We start from the raw sequence: 14,288 nt of genomic DNA on the forward strand, positions 1-14,288 counted from the left end.
CCATGGTCTCGAAAGGACAGGTCCTGTCGCGGGTGCGGGGCGGCGCCCTGCTTCCCCAGGGTGCGTCTCCCGGGGCGCCCTCCGGAAACCCGTTCCGAGCCGCGCGGATCGCGGGGGTGGTGCTCGTCGCCCTGGCGCTCCTGGCGCTCGCCGCCCTGTCGCAGCCGCGCACCGGCGCCGGCCGGCTGCTGATGAGCCTGCACCTGCCCGGCCTCGCCGCCCGGGTCTTCGACGATCCCGCATGGCAGGGGGCCGCCCTCTACGAAGCGGGCCGCCCCCAGGAGGCGGCGGAGCTGTTCCGCCACGGCGGGCGGCGGGCGAGCTACAACCTCGGCAACGCGCTGGCCCGGGGGGGCGACCTGCAGGGCGCCGTGGCGGCCTACGACGAGGCCCTGCGCTTCAACCCCCGGGACGCCGACGCCCAGGCCAACCGTTCGCTGATCGCCCGGATGCTGGAGGAGGCGATCGACCGCGGCTCCGGCGGCGGCATCGCCAACGGCACCGCCCAGTACGGCGCCCGCTACAACAACACCGCCAACCAGGACCCGAACGACGACATCGCCGCCACCTCCAGCGGCGAGGGGCTGGCGGGCAACAAGGAATCGAACTCCAGCGCCTCCCTGCCCGGCAACAGCGCGGTCTCCCGCCGGGGCCGCGCCGAGCAGGCGACGGTCGACGCCGCGGGCGGCAAGGCCCGGGGCTCGGTGGGCGACGCCGCCGGGCGGGGCCGCTCCGGCACCGGCCTCGCCATGGTCGCCGAGGCCCCCGAGCGCGAGGTCCGCCGGGTGACGAAGAGCTTCGAGGCCCACGAGATCCGCCCCGACCGGCTGTGGCTCCAGACCCTGCCCGACGATCCGGGCCGCTACCTGAAGCTCCGCCTCAAGGCCGAGCAGGCCCGCCGGGTCGAGGCCGGCACCGCCATGCCCGCGGGGAGCAACCCATGGTGATTCTGAGGGCCACGCCCGGGCCGTCGCGCGCCGAACCGGGGCCGCGGGAGAGGCCCGCCCGCGCCGCCGCGGGGGCGATCCTCCTCGCCCTCCTGGCGCTCGCGCCCCTGCCCGCCCGGGCCGAGGTCGAACCGGGGGACCTCACCCTCACCGTCACCCCCGAGCTGAACGGCGGCGCGGCGCCCTATGCCAGGGAGATGGTGCTCCTCAGGATCCACGGGGTCTACCGGCAGCCGATCCTGCTGGAGGAGGTGGTCCAGCCGTCGCTGGCCAACTTCACCTGGACGCAGCTCGGCCGGGACCACTGGAGCAAGACCCACCTCCCCGACGGGCAGAGCGCCATCGCCTTCGACCGGACGGTGGCGATCTTCCCCCACCATGCCGGGGACTTCACCCTCGAGCCCTTCACCCACCGCCTCACCATCAACGACGTGGGCGAGCGCAAGGTGGTGGACGTGCATTCGCAGCCGATCCCCTTCACGGTCGCCCCCTGGACCGCCCCCACCGGGGGCCCCGACGCCAAGGATCCCTGGTGGCTGCCCGCCCGGGACGTGGGCATCACCGATGCCTGGAGCCGCGACCCCGAGACCGTGAAGGTCGGCGAGACCGTGCGCCGGACGGTGACCCTCGAAGCCCAGGGCGTGCTCGCCGAGGGCCTGCCGCCCCGGCCGGTGATGCGCACCCGCGGCATCATCACCTTCGCCGGCCCGGTCACCCGGGAGACGGTCGTCACCCCCGCCGGCCCGGTCGCCCGCGCCACCTACGTCTGGGACGTGAAGCCCGGCGTGCCGGAGGTGATCCCCCTCGACGCCATCGCGATTCCGTGGTTCGACACGGTCTCGCGCACCATGCGCGAGGCCGAGATCCCCGCCCGCCAGATCGGCGGCGGCCTGCCCGACCGGGAGACCGACGGCGGACAGGGGGCGGCCTCGTCCGCAATCCTCGCCGCCGCGGCCGGGGTGCTGGCCTTCGGCCTCGGCCTGTCGCTCCTGGGCGTCCGGCGCGACCGCACCTCCCTGCGCCTGCCCGCCGCCGTCGCCCGCGACCTGCGCCGGGCCGCCCGGAGCCGCGACGTCCCGGCCTTCCGGGCCGCCGTGGCCGAGGGGGAGCGGGCCGTCCCCGGCCTCGCCCGCCTGTGGCGGGACCGGCCGGAGATCCGCGAGGGGCTCGCCGCCCTGGACCGGGCCGTCTACGGCCCCGCGGGGGGCGGGATTCCCGACCTCCCCGCCCTGGCCCAGGCGCTGATCCGCCACCGGGGCGAGCGCCCCGCGGCGGCGGCCATCCTCAAGCCCCTCGACGGCCCGGCATGAGTGTGCCGAATTTTTAGGCAGGATTCGGTTTTAAGCAGAGGTGCAAGTCTTGTCCAAATCCTGGGCAGGCATCAATGTTTTGCACTATCTTGCGTCATCTGCATTCGCTCCGTAGACCGGAATGCAACGGACGGCACGGTCCGGTTTTTCGAAGTCTCCCGGAGGGAATGGACCATGGCTCACAAGACCGAAGTGAAGGACCGCTTCCGCACCCGCCTCGCCGCCGCCGACGCCCGCAGCACCGGCTTCCGGCAGAAGCTCCTCGAGGATGGCACCCGCGCCCTGCAGCCGGTGATCGAGGTGCTGCATCTGATGTCCGAGGTGCTGAACGAGGAGCACAACGCCCATGGCAGCATCGTCGGCGCCGAGCCGTCGATCGACACCGACAACTTCGTCATCCTCTGCGCCAAGCTGCGCGGGGTCGATTGCGAGCAGAAGATCAAGATCAAGTACGGCCCCGAGCTCGGCGGTAAGAACTATATCTCCATTTCCGGCCTGCATCAGCGCTACAACGAGCGCCTCGTCCCGGGCTCCAGCGCCAGCGCGCATATCGGCCGGGTGATCGGCAGCGACATCCACCTCGACGAGCACCGCGGCGCCGACCTCGCCGAGGTGATCCGCGACGTGATCGAGGATTTCTACGTGGCGCAGATCGAGCAGCGCAGCCACTTCCCCATCGCGGCGTGAGGCCGTTCCTCAAGGACGGGGTGGGGCGGCCGAACCGGCTTTTCCTCCACCCCGTCCTGGCTTGAAATCCCTCCGGATGGGGATGGAGCTCCCCGACAACCGCCTTGCCGGATGACCGGCCCGGGCTGATGGCTCCTACCGCAAGGGCGGCCTCCGCCTGCGGTGGGGGCGTGCCCGCATCGCGGCCGGGCCGCCCGTCCAACCGGGACGGGACAGGCATGATCAACACCCTCATCGTTTTCCTCGGCGCCGGGATCGGCGGCGGGTTCCGCCACGGGCTCAACGTGGCGGTGGCGCGGACGCTGCCGGGCTTGGGCTTCCCGCTGGCGACCCTCATCATCAACGTGCTGGGCTCGTTCCTGATGGGCGTGCTGGCCGAGGGCTTCGCCCTGCGCGGCGCGGCGGGCCACCCGGCCCGGCTGTTCCTGACGACGGGCGTGCTCGGCGGCTTCACCACCTTCTCGACCTTCTCCCTCGACGCGATCAGCCTCTACGAGCGCGGCGAGACGACGGCGGCGGCCGGCTACGTCCTGGCCTCGGTCGCCGCCGGCCTCCTCGGCCTGATCGCCGGCATGGCGCTCGTCCGGACGCTGCTCAGCGGGTCATGACTCCCGCCGTCATTGCGAGCGAAAGCGAAGCAATCCAGGGACACGCCACATTCGGAGACGGCCCGCCGCCCTGGGTCGCTTCGCTACGCTCGCGATGACGGTGCGGTTCACTCCGCGATGAACTTCATCCGGTGGTCCCGGTGCAGGTCGAGGATGGCGGCGGCCGTCTCCTCGATGGAGCGGCGCGTCACGTCGATCGTCGGCCAGCGGTTCTTGATGAACAGGCGGCGGGAGGCGGTGATCTCGTCGGACACCGCCTCGCGGTCGACATACATCGAGCTCTCGTCGGCGTTGAGGCTCGACAGGCGGTTCTGCCGGATCTGGATGATCCGCTCCGGCGAGGCGAACAGCCCCACGATCAGCGGTTTGCGCGCCGCCTCGATGCCGGCGGGCACCGGCATGCCCGGCACCAGGGGCAGGTTGGTGGTCTTGAGCCCGCGGTTGGCGAGGTAGATCGAGGTCGGCGTCTTCGAGGTGCGGCTGACCCCGAGGAGGATGACGTCCGCGTCCTCCAGGTCCTCCGGCAGGTTGCCGTCGTCGTGGGCGAGGGTGAAGTTCATCGCGTCGATGCGCTTGAAGTACTCGGCGTTCAGCATGTGCTGGGCGCCGGGCCGGGCCGCCTTCTGGGTGCCGAGGTAGGATTGCAGCAGGTCGTGGACCGGCTGCAGCACCGACAGGCACGGCGAGCCGGAATCCCGCGCCGCCGCCTCCAGCCGCTGGCCGAGGTCGCCCCCCACCAGGGTGTAGAGCACGAGGCCCGGGGCCGCCCGGATCTCGGAGATCACCCGCTCCAGCTGGGAGGCCGAGCGCACCAGCGGGTAGACGTGCTCGATGGCGGAGACGCCCTCGTACTGCGCCGCCGCCGCCCGGCCGACGTTGATGAGGGTCTCGCCGGTGGAATCGGACACGAGGTGGAGGTGGAAGTAGCTGCGGCTCATGCGCGGCGTCTCCGGGCGGTTCCGGTTATCCAACGGCGACCGCCGGGGAGTCGATAAGTGTGGATAGGCAGGCCTGTCCGGCCGGTCCAGGGATAATCCATGGACGGCTATCGACTCCTGCATGCACAGGCCGTCGAGTCGGACTCGATTCCGGGCCCGAGTCGGGAAAACCGGGACGCACCCGGCCACCCCGGGGCCCCTGCCCCGGCCAAGGCCTTGAGCGGGAACCCTCTTCCATCATCTTCGCGCAAATCCTTTAAAGCTCCGTTAACGCCGCGGCGCCGGGGATGGGGTGTGGACACGGTTGCGCTCCCGTCATCCAGCCTCCAATAGAAAAAACAGAGTCTAAGATTCTCTCTTCTCTTTAAGAGGGGTCCCCCTGGGGATCGTCGCGACCGGACCGGTTTGCGAGAAGGCGGGTGCGGGAGCGCATGACGGTTCAGGCTGACAGGACGATGCTGCGGGTCCTCTCGGGCGAGGCGGTCTGGCCGCCCCCCGCCTGGATGATGCGCCAGGCCGGGCGCTACCTGCCGGAGTACCGGGAGGTCCGGGCGACGGCGGGCTCCTTCCTCGACCTGTGCTACACGCCCGACTTCGCCGTGGAGGTGACCCTCCAGCCGATCCGCCGGTTCGGGTTCGATGCGGCGATCCTGTTCTCGGACATCCTCGTCATCCCCCACGCCCTGGGCCAGGGCGTCCGCTTCGTGGAGGGCGAGGGGCCGCGCCTCGACGCCCTGGCGGACCGGGCGGCGTTCGAGCGCCTGCGCGAGGCCGGCGACGGGGCGGTGATGGACCACCTCGCCCCGGTCTTCGAGACGGTGCGGCGGCTGCGGGCCGAACTCCCGGCGCAGACGACCCTGCTCGGCTTCTGCGGCGCCCCGTGGACGGTGGCGAGCTACATGATCGGCGGCCGGGGCACCCCGGACCTCGCCCCCGCCCGGGCGCTCGCCGAGGGCGACACGGCCCTGGTGGACGCGCTGATCGACCGCTTGGTCACGGTGCAGACCGACTACCTCGTCCGCCAGCTCGAGGCCGGCGCCGACGCGGTGCAGATCTTCGAATCCCACGCCGGCACCCTGCCCCGGGCCGTGCCCGCCCCCGCCGGCCTCGTCGAGCCGGTGGGCGAGGTGGCCGAGAGCGCCCTGCCGGCGGCGTCCGAGACGGATGCCCTCACCCGCTGGTCGCTGCGCCCGATCGCCCGGATGATCGCGGGCGTCCGCGCCCGGGTGCCGGGGGCGAAGATCATCGTCTTCGCCCGGGGCTCCGGCCTCGACGGGCACGCCCGCGTGGTGCCCGAGACCGGCGCCGATGCGGTGGGTGTCGACTGGGGGGTCGATCTGAAGGCCCTGCGCGCCCGTGTGCCGGCCTCGACGGTCACCCAGGGCAACCTCCACCCGGAGACGCTGATCGAGGGTGGCGCGGCCCTGGACGCGGCTGTGGACGGCATCCGTGCGGCGACGGAGGGTCTGCCGCACGTGTTCAACCTCGGCCACGGGATCACGCCGCAGACGCCGGTGGCGCATGTGGAGCGGATGCTGGCCCGGCTGCGGGGCTGACCGGCGTGCTCTACGACTGGATCAAGGCCGGGCACATCGTGAGCCTGATCGCCTGGATGGCGGGGATGCTCTACCTGCCCCGGCTGTTCGTGTACCACGCGAGCCTGCCGCCGGGCGCGCAGGCCCAATCGGCGACCTTCAAGGTCATGGAGCGGCGCCTGCTCAAGGCGATCATGAATCCGGCGCTGATCGCCACCTGGGCGTTCGGCCTGACGCTCGCCTGGATGAGCGGCCTCTACGCGACGCACTGGCTGCAGGCGAAGTTCGCCCTGGTGCTGGCGATGTCGGGCATCCACGGCTGGCTCGCCCGGATGGTCAAGGACTTCGCCGCCGACCGGAACACCCGGGGCCACAAGTTCTACCGGGTGCTCAACGAGGTGCCGACGCTGCTGCTGATCGTCATCGTCATCCTCGTGACGGTGAAGCCGGACTTCTGAGGCGGGGGAGCCTCCGCCTGCCTCGGCCGTTGTCGGCCCATGCCGCACGCCCCGTATGCCCTCGCCCTGCTCCTCACCGTCCTCGGCGGAAGCGCCCAGGCGGCGAGCTTCCCCTGCGACAGGGCGGAGGCCCCGGACGAGAAGGCGGTCTGCGCCCATCTCCCGCTCAACGACCGGGACGTGGAGATGGCGACCCGGTTCGAGATCCTGAAGGCGGTGCTGCCGATGGGCGGCCAAGCCAAGCTCCGCGAGGACCAGGAGACCTGGCTCGCCGACCGCCGGACCTGCGGCGCCGACGTGGAGTGCCTGCGCACCGCCTACGATGCCCGCCTCACGGTCCTGCGCGGCGTCCTTTCGGAATTCGCCAAGCAGGGTCCGCAATAGGGCCCGAGGTTTCCGGAAAGGGGATCGTCCCCTTCGGTGGGGTCCGGGGGCCACGCCCCTGGGATCGGCCGGGCGCCGCCCTGCGCCCGCCGAAGGCCCCGGCCCCTTGGGATCCGATGGCGCGACCCCGCTTCGATGGGGCGAAGCTCAACCGTGCGCGTGGGGCGAGCCGATGAATGCCCTGGCCGCGGGCTCGCCTTGCCCCGAACCGGCGCAATTCTTGAGCCGACGGACGACAGCGAGGGTCGGGTCGACCGGATCAGGCTCGGCGTTCATCGCCCCATCCGGGCTCACAACCGCGCCAGCAGCCGTTCCGCCAGGGGGTTCTCGGCCGCGAAGGCGTAGTCGATCCGGCGGACGCTGACCGCCTGCGCGCCGGCCCGGACCAGGGCCTCGGCGAGGTCGAACACCGCGGCCTCGGGGCAGCGCAGGACGATCTCCCCATCCGCCCCGCGGGGGGCGCCGTAGGGGAGCTCGGCCTCGTGCAGGCCCGCCAGCGTCGCGAGGTCGATGACGCCGGACGCGGGCATCCCGGCCCTCACCTCGCGGGTGGTGCGGGCCCGCTCCTCGGCGCTGATCCGGCCGAGCACCGCGCGCAGGGCCTCGCGCTGCGCCTCGCCCCAGGGCGCCTTGAGCGAGGCGACGAGGTTCGCCTCCGAGCGCAGGATGATCCCGTCCTCCAGGATCTTGAGGGCGTTGGCGGCGAGGGTCGCGCCGGTGGTGGTGATGTCCACGATGATCTCGGCCGAGCCCGCCGCGGGGGCGCCCTCGGTGGCGCCGAGGCTCTCCACGATCCGGTAGTCCGCGACGCCGGTCTCGGCGAAGAAGCGGCGGGTGAGGTTCACGTATTTCGTCGCCACCCGCAGGCGGCGGCCGTGGCGGGTGCGCATGGTGGCGGCCACCTCGTCGAGGTCGGCCATCACCCGCACGTCGATCCAGGCCTGCGGCACGGCCACCACCACCGTGGCGTGGCCGAAGCCGAGCGGCGTCAGCAGCTCCACCTGGCCGCGCACGTCGGGCAGGGTCTCGCGGATCAGGTCCTCGCCCGTCACGCCCATGTGGGCGGCGCCGGAGGCGAGCTGGCTCGCGATCTCGGAGGCCGACAGGTAGCGCACCTCGACGCCGGGCACGCCCACGAGCTTGCCGCGGTAGTCCCGGGCGCCGGCCCCCTGCGCGAGCTTGAGCCCGGCGCGGGCGAAGAAGGCGTTGGCGTTCTCCTGGAGGCGCCCCTTCGAGGGCACCGCCAGCACGAGGGCGTCGCTCATCGGCCGGCTCCCGTCGCCCGTTCGATCCAGAAGGTGCAGCCCACGGCGGGCAGGGGGGCGGCGCTGCCGAGGTGGGCGAGCAGGCCGTCGTAGCGGCCGCCGCCGACGAGCACCGGCCCGTCGCCCTCGGCGGCCTCGAAGATGAAGCCCGTGTAGTAATCGAGGTTGCGGGCGAAGCCGCCCTGGAAGCGGAAGCCGCCGACGGCCAGCCCCCGGGCGGCGATGAAGCCCGTGCGCTCCTCGAACAGGTCGAGGGCCGCCTCCACCGCGTCGTGGCGGATCCCCGCATCGGCCACGAGGGCCCGCAGGTCCCGGGCTGCGGCATCGGGATCCCCGGCGATGGCCCGGTAGCGGTCGAGGACCGCCCGGTTCTCGGCGTTGAGCCCGGCGCCGCCGTTGGCCTGCGCCGCCGCCTTGCCGAGGAAGCGCTCGGCGATCTCCCCGGCGCTGCGCCCGCCCACCGCCGAGATCCCGGCGATGGCGAGCACGTCCTCCACGAAGGCGCGCACGCCCTCCGGGTCCTGGCCCTGGATGGCGGCGAGCAGGCCCGCGTGGCGGTCCTCGCCGGGGGTGCCCTCGGCGCCGTTGGTGACGGCATCGAGGGAGCGCCCGGCGGCGAGCGCCCGCAGGGTGCGCCGCTTGGCGGCCGGCGGGACGGCGAGGCCGTCGAGGAGGGCGACCGTCATCCCCATGTCGCCCAGGCGCACGGACGGGTTCACCCGGCCGAGGAGGGCGAGCCCTTCGAGGGCGAGGCCCAGCACCTCGGCGTCGGCGGCCGGCGTGTCGGTGCGGCCGATCGATTCGATGCCCGCCTGGAAGAACTCGTCCGGCTCGTCGGCGGCCAGCCGGAAGACCGGCCCGCAATAGCTGTAGTCGGCCGCCTGCCCGTCCGCCCGCATCCGGTGCAGGCGGCAGATGGGGATCGTGAATTCCGGCCGCAGGCACAGTTCCGCGCCGCCGGCATCCTGCGTGACGAAGATCCGCCGCCGGATGTCCTCCCCGGACAGTTCCAGGAAGGGCTCGATCGGCTGCAGCACCGGGGGCGTCACGGGGGCATAGCCGGCCGACGCCAGATGGGCGATCAGCCGGGCCTGCGCTGGCTCGGCCTTTTCGGTGTCGGGCTCCGGTCGCGTCATGGTCATCCTCGTGCGCGCGCTCTGTAGCAACCGCGGGGCGGCTTGGCGACACGGCCCGCGCCGGGGCACCGGGCCGCGGCATGCGCGGGACTGCGCAGGTGGATGCCGGCCCGTCATCGCGCCGTTCCTCCGCCGCGGAATGGGGAGGGCGGCTGAGGGATGTCCCACAGCGTGGTACAACGCCTCGGCCGGACGGTGACCACTCCGTCCGCGTGAACAAGCGATGGCGGCTGGTGTTTCGCTGGGACGGAAGCCGGGGTGAGGCAAGGGATGTCGACCTCGACACTCACAGCTGTCGTTGAGGCTGAACATGTCGGTGACGACCCGGAAGCCCGCGACCGTCGGTGGGATTCTGACCGAGGAGTTCTTGCAGCTCTTCGGCCTGACGCAGGCCGCCCTGGCAGAGGCGATGGGCGTGCCGCGCAAGCGCGTGAACGAGCTCTGCGACGACCGGCGCACCGTCACGGCCCTGATTCTCGCTCGTGTGTTCGGCAACAGCCCGGACTTCTGGCTGAACGTGCAACGCCGGACCGAACTCCGGACCGTGATGCATTCACCGAGCGAACGGGTGCGGGTCGAGAGGGCCAAGCCCCTTGCGCCCGCCGCATGAGGTCCGCCCTGGATTTCCCGCGCCCGTCCGCCTAGACGTTGCAGTGCACCGGCGGGACCCGCTCCTTCGGGATCCCCGCGCGACAGTGAGGCTCCGACCGTGGCCCTCCCCCCCAACGAACGCCGGCGCATCATGCTGCTCACGGGCGCGAGCCGCGGCATCGGCCACGCCACCGTCAAGCGGTTCTCCGCCGCCGGCTGGCGCGTGATCACCTGCTCCCGCCATCCGTTTCCCGAGAACTGCCCGTGGGAGATGGGCCCGGAGGACCACCTCCAGGTCGACCTCTCCGACGCCGCCGACACGGTGCGCGGGGTGGAGGAGGTGCGCGGGCGGCTGGCCGCCGAGGGCGGGGTGCTGCACGCCCTCGTCAACAACGCCGGCATCTCGCCCAAGGGCCCGGAGGGCGAGCGCCTCGGCGTCCTCGGGACGGGGTTTCCCGACTGGCAGCGGGTGTTCCAGGTGAACTTCTTCGCGACGATCCTGCTCGCCAAGGGCCTGCGCGACGAACTCGCCCGGGCCCGGGGCTCGATCGTCAACGTCACCTCCATCGCCGGCTCGCGGGTCCACCCCTTCGCCGGGGCGGCCTACGGCACCTCGAAGGCGGCGCTCGCCGGCCTGACCCGGGAGATGGCCGCGGATTTCGGGCCGATCGGCGTGCGGGTGAACGCCATCTCGCCCGGCGAGATCGACACCTCCATCCTCTCGCCGGGGACGGAGAAGCTGGTGGAGCAGATCCCCCAGCGCCGCCTCGGCACCCCGGACGAGGTCGCCAAGGCGATCTACTTCCTGTGCACCGACGCCTCGTCCTACGTGAACGGCGCCGAGCTGCACATCAACGGCGGGCAGCATGTCTGACGCGTCGGCGCGCGCCCCGCGCGCCGTCCGCCGGACCCGCTCCGCCCCCCCGTCGCCTCGCCCGCCCCGGCGGCGGGGGGCATGGTGCGCCGCGGTGCTGGCCGTCCTCGCCGCCGGCCCCGCCAGGGCCGAGCCGGCGCTCCGCCTCCTCGACCTGCCGTTCAAGGTCCGCGAGATGCGCGGGCCGCACAGCGAGGTCGCCACCGCGGTGGCGACCTCGGGGCTGCTGCCCCTCGTCCGCGGCGGCGACGGGACCCGGGGGAGCCCGCCCATCGCCGTCGTCTGGGGCGAGGAGGGCGGCGCCATCCTCGCCGTGGAGAACGGCGCCGTCGCCGTGAGGCCGATCGGCCGCGAGGCGGTGGAGGATCTCGTGGCCTCCGAGACGCCCCGGGGCGCCGTCCCGGGCACCCGCCGCGCCCTCGAGGGACCCCTCAGCGCCTTCCTGACCGGCCGCACCCGCGGCCCGGACGGCGGCCCCGCCGCGACGACCCTGACCCTGCGCGAGCGCCAGCCCCTGGCGGTCAGCACCGATCCGAAGCCCGTGCCGGTGGCCACGGCCGCCGTGCCCGCCGGGGACGGGGCGGTGTTCGCCCCCCGCCCGCCGCGGATCGCGGCGCTCGGCGGCCGCCCGGCCGTCCTCGCCGCGACCCTGACCGGGGCCGATGCGGGCGGCCTCGTGCTGATCGCCCGGCCCGCCTCCGACCCCGCCGCCTGGGCGGTGAGCGCGCGCACGGCCCCCGGCCCCCGCCCGGCCCTTGCGGCGCTCGGCGACTTCTCCGGCAAGGGGCTCCAGGCGGCGACGGTCGATTCCACCGGGCGGCTGACACTCTGGAACCTCGCCCCCGACCGGATCGAGCCCGGCCCCGAGGCCGCGGGCTACACGCTCGGCGACGGGGAGGCCGACCTCGCCGACACCCTGGCGCGGGAGGGCGGGGCGGACCTCGCCCTGCCGGTGGCCGGGATGCCGGCGCTGGCCATCGTCTCGGCCCGGGACGGCCTGCGCGAGCGCCTGCGGGTGGCCCTGCCGGCGCCGGTCGGCACGGGCGTCGCGGCCCTCGGCGAGGGGGCCGGCGCCCGCCTCGTGGTCGGGCTCGGGGACGGGCGCGTGGCGGCCATCGCCCTCGACGGGGGCACGCCGTGAGCGAGGCGGAATCCCGCACCTTCCCGTCCCGGCCCTTCGTCGGCGCCTCCATCGCGGTGATCCGCGCCGGGCGCGTCCTGCTGGCCGCCCGGGCCAACGAGCCGATGCGCGGCGTCTGGACCCTGCCGGGGGGCCTCGTGGAGGCCGGGGAGACCCTGGCCGATGCGGCGCTGCGCGAACTCTCCGAGGAGGTCGGGCTCACCGCCGCGGTGGTGGGCGTGCTCTCCCCCACGGAGATCATCCTGCGCGACGGGTCCGGCCGGACGCGTCACCACTACGTCGTCCACCCCCACGCCGCCCTCTGGCAGGGCGGCGAGCCCGTGGCCGGGCCGGAGGCGCTGGGCGTGCGCTGGGCGAGCCTCGACGAGATCGCCGGGCTGGAGACGACTCCGGGCCTGCTGGACACCCTGCGGGAGGCGTTCGCGCGGGTCGGCGGGCGGGGGATGGCGTGATGGGGTTTCGTCCTCTCCGTCATCGCGCCCGCGCCGCTCCGGCGCGGTGGGATCGCTTCGCCCCGCTGGCGATGGCGGTGGCCGTCCTCACCCCCCTCCTCGTGTCCCCCCTCGCCCAGGCGCAGCAGCGGGCCAAGCCGTCCGCGAAGGAGGCCCCGAAGGAGCAGGCCAAGGAGCCGCCGGCGCCGGCCGACGTGCCCGCGCCCTACGACCGGGACCTGATGCGCATGGCCGAGGTGATCGGCTCGCTGGCCTTCCTGCGCAACCTCTGCGCCACCCCCGACGCGGCGGAATGGCCGGCGCGGATGAAGGCGCTGATCGAGGCCGAGGGGATCACCCCCGCCCGGCGGGACAGGCTCGCCGGCGCCTACAACCGGGGATACCGGAGCTACGCCCTCACCTACCGGGTCTGCACCCCGGCGGCGCACGAGGCGGCGGCCCGCTTCCTGGCGGAGGGCGAGCGCCTGTCCCACGGCCTGGCCGGACGGTTCGGCGGATGAGGTGATGCGACGCGGCCACAGGCCCGGGCGATCCCGGGGATGGGGCGTATTCGAACGGTCGCATTAACCGATTCGCAATTACCGGCTAGGCGTGCCGCATTGAGCCGCCTATCATCCAGGGTGTCCGCCGGTCTGTCTCAGACCGGTGCAATGGAAGTGTCGGACCATGCAGACCATCTCGCAAAGCGCCCCCATCGAGGCCGATGTCGAGGAGAAGCGTGCGGCCCTGAGCTATGTCTCGGAGGCGTTCGCCGAAGGCTGCCTGGACGGGCTCGATGGGGATTGCATGGCCCAGGCGGCCCTGTTCGCCGCCTTCCAGGAACTGGTGATGACCTACGGTGAGGAGGCGACCGCCCGCTACGCCGAGGGATTCCCGGACCGGATCCGCGGCGGCGCCTTCACCACGACGCTGCAGCACTGACGCGGGGGGAGCGGCGGCGACGGCGCGCGGGGGAAGCGCCGACTTGTCCGGTCCGGCTCTCGCGATGGGGGTCGGGCCGAGGGATCGGCGGGGAGTCCCGCCCGTCTGACGGTCTCCCGGTTGAGGCGGGCCGCGTTCACCCCTACCTCCCGGCGGAGACCATGCCGCGTGAGGAACGCCCCGAATGCCCATCGCCCTGCTGCCGGACCGTGCCCTCGTCACCGTCACCGGATCGGATGCCACCGGCCTGCTCCAGGGCGTCCTGACCTGCAACGTCGAGACGCTGGGCGAAGGTGAGGCGCGGCTCGGCGCCCTCCTGACGCCCCAGGGCAAGATCCTGTTCGATTTTCTGGTCTCGCGCCTGCCGGACGGGTTCCGCCTCGATGGGGCCGCCGACAGGGCCGCCGACCTCGCCAAGCGCCTGACCCTCTACAAGCTGCGCGCCAAGGCCGAGATCGCCGCCGACCCGACGGTCGCGGTGGCCGTCTCCTGGGACGGCGCCACGACCACCGCCGAGACCGCCGTCGCCGCCGACGGCCGGCACCCCGAACTCGGGGCACGGCTCTACGCCGCGGCGGGGGCCTTCTCGGCGGATGCCTCCGGGGAGGCCTACCACGCCCACCGCATCGGCCTCGCCGTCCCCGAGGGCGGGCGCGACTACGCCTACGGCGACGCGTTCCCCCACGAGGCGCTGATGGACCAGCTCGGCGGGGTCGACTTCCGCAAGGGCTGCTACGTCGGCCAGGAGGTCGTCTCGCGGATGCAGCACCGGGGCACCGCCCGCACCCGCCTGCTGGCGGCCGAGTACCCAGAGGGCGCCCCCGCGCCGGGCACCGAAATCCATGCGGGGCAGAAGGTCCTGGGCACGACCGGGAGTGCGGCGGGGGGGCGGGGCCTCGTGATGCTGCGCCTCGACCGCCTGGGCGATGCCCTGGCCTCCGGCGAGACCCTCCGGGCGGATGGCAAGGCGCTCGCCGTGGGCCGCCCCGCCTACGCGACCTTCGCGATGCCCGGAATGGGCGGCGAGGCGGCGCACTGAGC

Annotated in this window: 17 protein-coding genes, 1 pseudogene and 1 riboswitch; of the genes and pseudogenes, 15 read left to right on the plus strand and 3 right to left on the minus strand. The window is 73.5% G+C overall.

Annotated features, from left to right (window positions below):
* Nucleotides 1-2 precede the first annotated feature (2 nt).
* The 4 genes from MKK53_RS01180 (at nt 3) to crcB (ending at nt 3,552) form a co-directional block, all read left to right on the plus strand.
* Nucleotides 3-947: a tetratricopeptide repeat protein gene (locus MKK53_RS01180; protein WP_243926064.1), complete on the plus strand. Its 945-nt coding sequence runs from the start codon at nt 3-5 to the stop codon at nt 945-947.
* On the plus strand, nt 941-2,257 hold the full coding sequence (locus MKK53_RS01185) for a hypothetical protein (RefSeq protein ID WP_243926066.1): 1,317 nt from the start codon (nt 941-943) through the stop codon (nt 2,255-2,257). Before MKK53_RS01180 ends, MKK53_RS01185 begins: the two co-directional genes overlap by 7 nt.
* 174 nt (nt 2,258-2,431) lie before the next feature.
* Nucleotides 2,432-2,944 (plus strand): hypothetical protein, encoded by a 513-nt coding sequence (locus tag MKK53_RS01190; RefSeq protein WP_243926068.1) that lies wholly within the window; start codon nt 2,432-2,434, stop codon nt 2,942-2,944.
* Between the two features lie 69 nt (nt 2,945-3,013).
* Nucleotides 3,014-3,089: riboswitch (Fluoride riboswitch) on the plus strand.
* A 73-nt stretch (nt 3,090-3,162) separates the two neighbouring features.
* Nucleotides 3,163-3,552 (plus strand): fluoride efflux transporter CrcB, encoded by a 390-nt coding sequence (gene crcB, locus MKK53_RS01195; protein ID WP_243926070.1) that lies wholly within the window; start codon nt 3,163-3,165, stop codon nt 3,550-3,552.
* A 107-nt stretch (nt 3,553-3,659) separates the two neighbouring features.
* On the opposite strand, the gene MKK53_RS01200 is transcribed toward crcB, so the two are convergent.
* The gene (locus MKK53_RS01200; protein ID WP_243926072.1) at nt 3,660-4,490 is read right to left on the minus strand and encodes a pyruvate, water dikinase regulatory protein; all 831 of its coding nucleotides are present in this window, start codon (nt 4,488-4,490) and stop codon (nt 3,660-3,662) included.
* Between the two features lie 431 nt (nt 4,491-4,921).
* Between MKK53_RS01200 and MKK53_RS01205 the strand changes: the two genes are divergently transcribed.
* The 3 genes from MKK53_RS01205 to MKK53_RS01215 are packed head-to-tail and all read left to right on the plus strand — an operon-like array spanning nt 4,922 to nt 6,867.
* Nucleotides 4,922-6,046, plus strand: a complete 1,125-nt coding sequence (locus MKK53_RS01205; RefSeq protein ID WP_243926075.1) for a uroporphyrinogen decarboxylase — start codon at nt 4,922-4,924, stop codon at nt 6,044-6,046.
* A gap of 5 nt (nt 6,047-6,051) precedes the next feature.
* Entirely contained in the window at nt 6,052-6,483 is a 432-nt protein-coding gene (hemJ, locus tag MKK53_RS01210; RefSeq protein WP_243926077.1) for a protoporphyrinogen oxidase HemJ, read from the plus strand.
* A 39-nt stretch (nt 6,484-6,522) separates the two neighbouring features.
* Nucleotides 6,523-6,867 carry a lysozyme inhibitor LprI family protein gene (locus MKK53_RS01215; RefSeq protein WP_243926078.1) on the plus strand — a complete coding sequence of 115 codons (345 nt, stop codon included), beginning with the start codon at nt 6,523-6,525 and terminating at the stop codon, nt 6,865-6,867.
* A 290-nt stretch (nt 6,868-7,157) separates the two neighbouring features.
* Here MKK53_RS01215 and hisG read toward each other — a convergent pair whose 3' ends face one another.
* Both hisG and MKK53_RS01225 read right to left on the minus strand, forming a co-directional pair.
* Complete coding sequence (gene hisG / locus MKK53_RS01220) at nt 7,158-8,132, minus strand: ATP phosphoribosyltransferase (protein WP_243926080.1); 975 nt, start codon at nt 8,130-8,132, stop codon at nt 7,158-7,160.
* Nucleotides 8,129-9,268 (minus strand): ATP phosphoribosyltransferase regulatory subunit, encoded by a 1,140-nt coding sequence (locus MKK53_RS01225; RefSeq protein WP_243926082.1) that lies wholly within the window; start codon nt 9,266-9,268, stop codon nt 8,129-8,131. The genes hisG and MKK53_RS01225 overlap by 4 nt, the downstream gene beginning before the upstream one ends.
* A gap of 194 nt (nt 9,269-9,462) precedes the next feature.
* Between MKK53_RS01225 and MKK53_RS01230 the strand changes: the two are divergent.
* The 8 genes and pseudogenes from MKK53_RS01230 to MKK53_RS01265 all read left to right on the plus strand — a co-directional run.
* A pseudogene (locus MKK53_RS01230) lies at nt 9,463-9,570 on the plus strand (type II toxin-antitoxin system RelE/ParE family toxin); the annotation flags it as partial.
* Nucleotides 9,571-9,578: 8 nt separating this feature from the next.
* Entirely contained in the window at nt 9,579-9,878 is a 300-nt protein-coding gene (locus tag MKK53_RS01235; RefSeq protein ID WP_243926084.1) for a HigA family addiction module antitoxin, read from the plus strand.
* A 132-nt stretch (nt 9,879-10,010) separates the two neighbouring features.
* Entirely contained in the window at nt 10,011-10,733 is a 723-nt protein-coding gene (locus tag MKK53_RS01240; protein WP_243926150.1) for an SDR family NAD(P)-dependent oxidoreductase, read from the plus strand.
* 94 nt (nt 10,734-10,827) lie between these two features.
* Nucleotides 10,828-11,874 (plus strand): hypothetical protein, encoded by a 1,047-nt coding sequence (locus tag MKK53_RS01245; RefSeq protein WP_243926085.1) that lies wholly within the window; start codon nt 10,828-10,830, stop codon nt 11,872-11,874.
* Nucleotides 11,871-12,326, plus strand: a complete 456-nt coding sequence (locus MKK53_RS01250; RefSeq protein WP_243926087.1) for an NUDIX hydrolase — start codon at nt 11,871-11,873, stop codon at nt 12,324-12,326. Before MKK53_RS01245 ends, MKK53_RS01250 begins: the two co-directional genes overlap by 4 nt.
* Before the next feature lie 71 nt (nt 12,327-12,397).
* On the plus strand, nt 12,398-12,826 hold the full coding sequence (locus MKK53_RS01255; RefSeq protein ID WP_243926152.1) for a TIGR02301 family protein: 429 nt from the start codon (nt 12,398-12,400) through the stop codon (nt 12,824-12,826).
* Between the two features lie 166 nt (nt 12,827-12,992).
* Nucleotides 12,993-13,247 carry a hypothetical protein gene (locus tag MKK53_RS01260; RefSeq protein WP_243926089.1) on the plus strand — a complete coding sequence of 85 codons (255 nt, stop codon included), beginning with the start codon at nt 12,993-12,995 and terminating at the stop codon, nt 13,245-13,247.
* Nucleotides 13,248-13,431: 184 nt separating this feature from the next.
* On the plus strand, nt 13,432-14,286 hold the full coding sequence (locus MKK53_RS01265) for a YgfZ/GcvT domain-containing protein (RefSeq protein WP_243926090.1): 855 nt from the start codon (nt 13,432-13,434) through the stop codon (nt 14,284-14,286).
* Nucleotides 14,287-14,288 lie beyond the last annotated feature (2 nt).

The sequence above is a fragment of the Methylobacterium sp. J-076 genome (assembly GCF_022829405.1).
Classification (GTDB): domain Bacteria; phylum Pseudomonadota; class Alphaproteobacteria; order Rhizobiales; family Beijerinckiaceae; genus Methylobacterium.

What these genes read in the sequence shown, in the direction of transcription:
- MKK53_RS01180 (WP_243926064.1), top strand. Translation starts at nt 3, where the DNA reads ATGGTCTCGAAAGGACAGGTCCTGTCGCGGGTGCGGGGCGGCGCCCTG.
- MKK53_RS01225 (WP_243926082.1), bottom strand. Translation starts at nt 9,268, where the DNA reads ATGACGCGACCGGAGCCCGACACCGAAAAGGCCGAGCCAGCGCAGGCC.
- MKK53_RS01260 (WP_243926089.1), top strand. Translation starts at nt 12,993, where the DNA reads ATGCAGACCATCTCGCAAAGCGCCCCCATCGAGGCCGATGTCGAGGAG.
- MKK53_RS01190 (WP_243926068.1), top strand. Translation starts at nt 2,432, where the DNA reads ATGGCTCACAAGACCGAAGTGAAGGACCGCTTCCGCACCCGCCTCGCC.
- MKK53_RS01240 (WP_243926150.1), top strand. Translation starts at nt 10,011, where the DNA reads ATGCTGCTCACGGGCGCGAGCCGCGGCATCGGCCACGCCACCGTCAAG.
- crcB (WP_243926070.1), top strand. Translation starts at nt 3,163, where the DNA reads ATGATCAACACCCTCATCGTTTTCCTCGGCGCCGGGATCGGCGGCGGG.
- MKK53_RS01185 (WP_243926066.1), top strand. Translation starts at nt 941, where the DNA reads ATGGTGATTCTGAGGGCCACGCCCGGGCCGTCGCGCGCCGAACCGGGG.
- MKK53_RS01235 (WP_243926084.1), top strand. Translation starts at nt 9,579, where the DNA reads ATGTCGGTGACGACCCGGAAGCCCGCGACCGTCGGTGGGATTCTGACC.
- hisG (WP_243926080.1), bottom strand. Translation starts at nt 8,132, where the DNA reads ATGAGCGACGCCCTCGTGCTGGCGGTGCCCTCGAAGGGGCGCCTCCAG.
- MKK53_RS01200 (WP_243926072.1), bottom strand. Translation starts at nt 4,490, where the DNA reads ATGAGCCGCAGCTACTTCCACCTCCACCTCGTGTCCGATTCCACCGGC.
- MKK53_RS01255 (WP_243926152.1), top strand. Translation starts at nt 12,398, where the DNA reads ATGGCGGTGGCCGTCCTCACCCCCCTCCTCGTGTCCCCCCTCGCCCAG.
- MKK53_RS01215 (WP_243926078.1), top strand. Translation starts at nt 6,523, where the DNA reads ATGCCGCACGCCCCGTATGCCCTCGCCCTGCTCCTCACCGTCCTCGGC.
- MKK53_RS01205 (WP_243926075.1), top strand. Translation starts at nt 4,922, where the DNA reads ATGACGGTTCAGGCTGACAGGACGATGCTGCGGGTCCTCTCGGGCGAG.
- MKK53_RS01265 (WP_243926090.1), top strand. Translation starts at nt 13,432, where the DNA reads ATGCCCATCGCCCTGCTGCCGGACCGTGCCCTCGTCACCGTCACCGGA.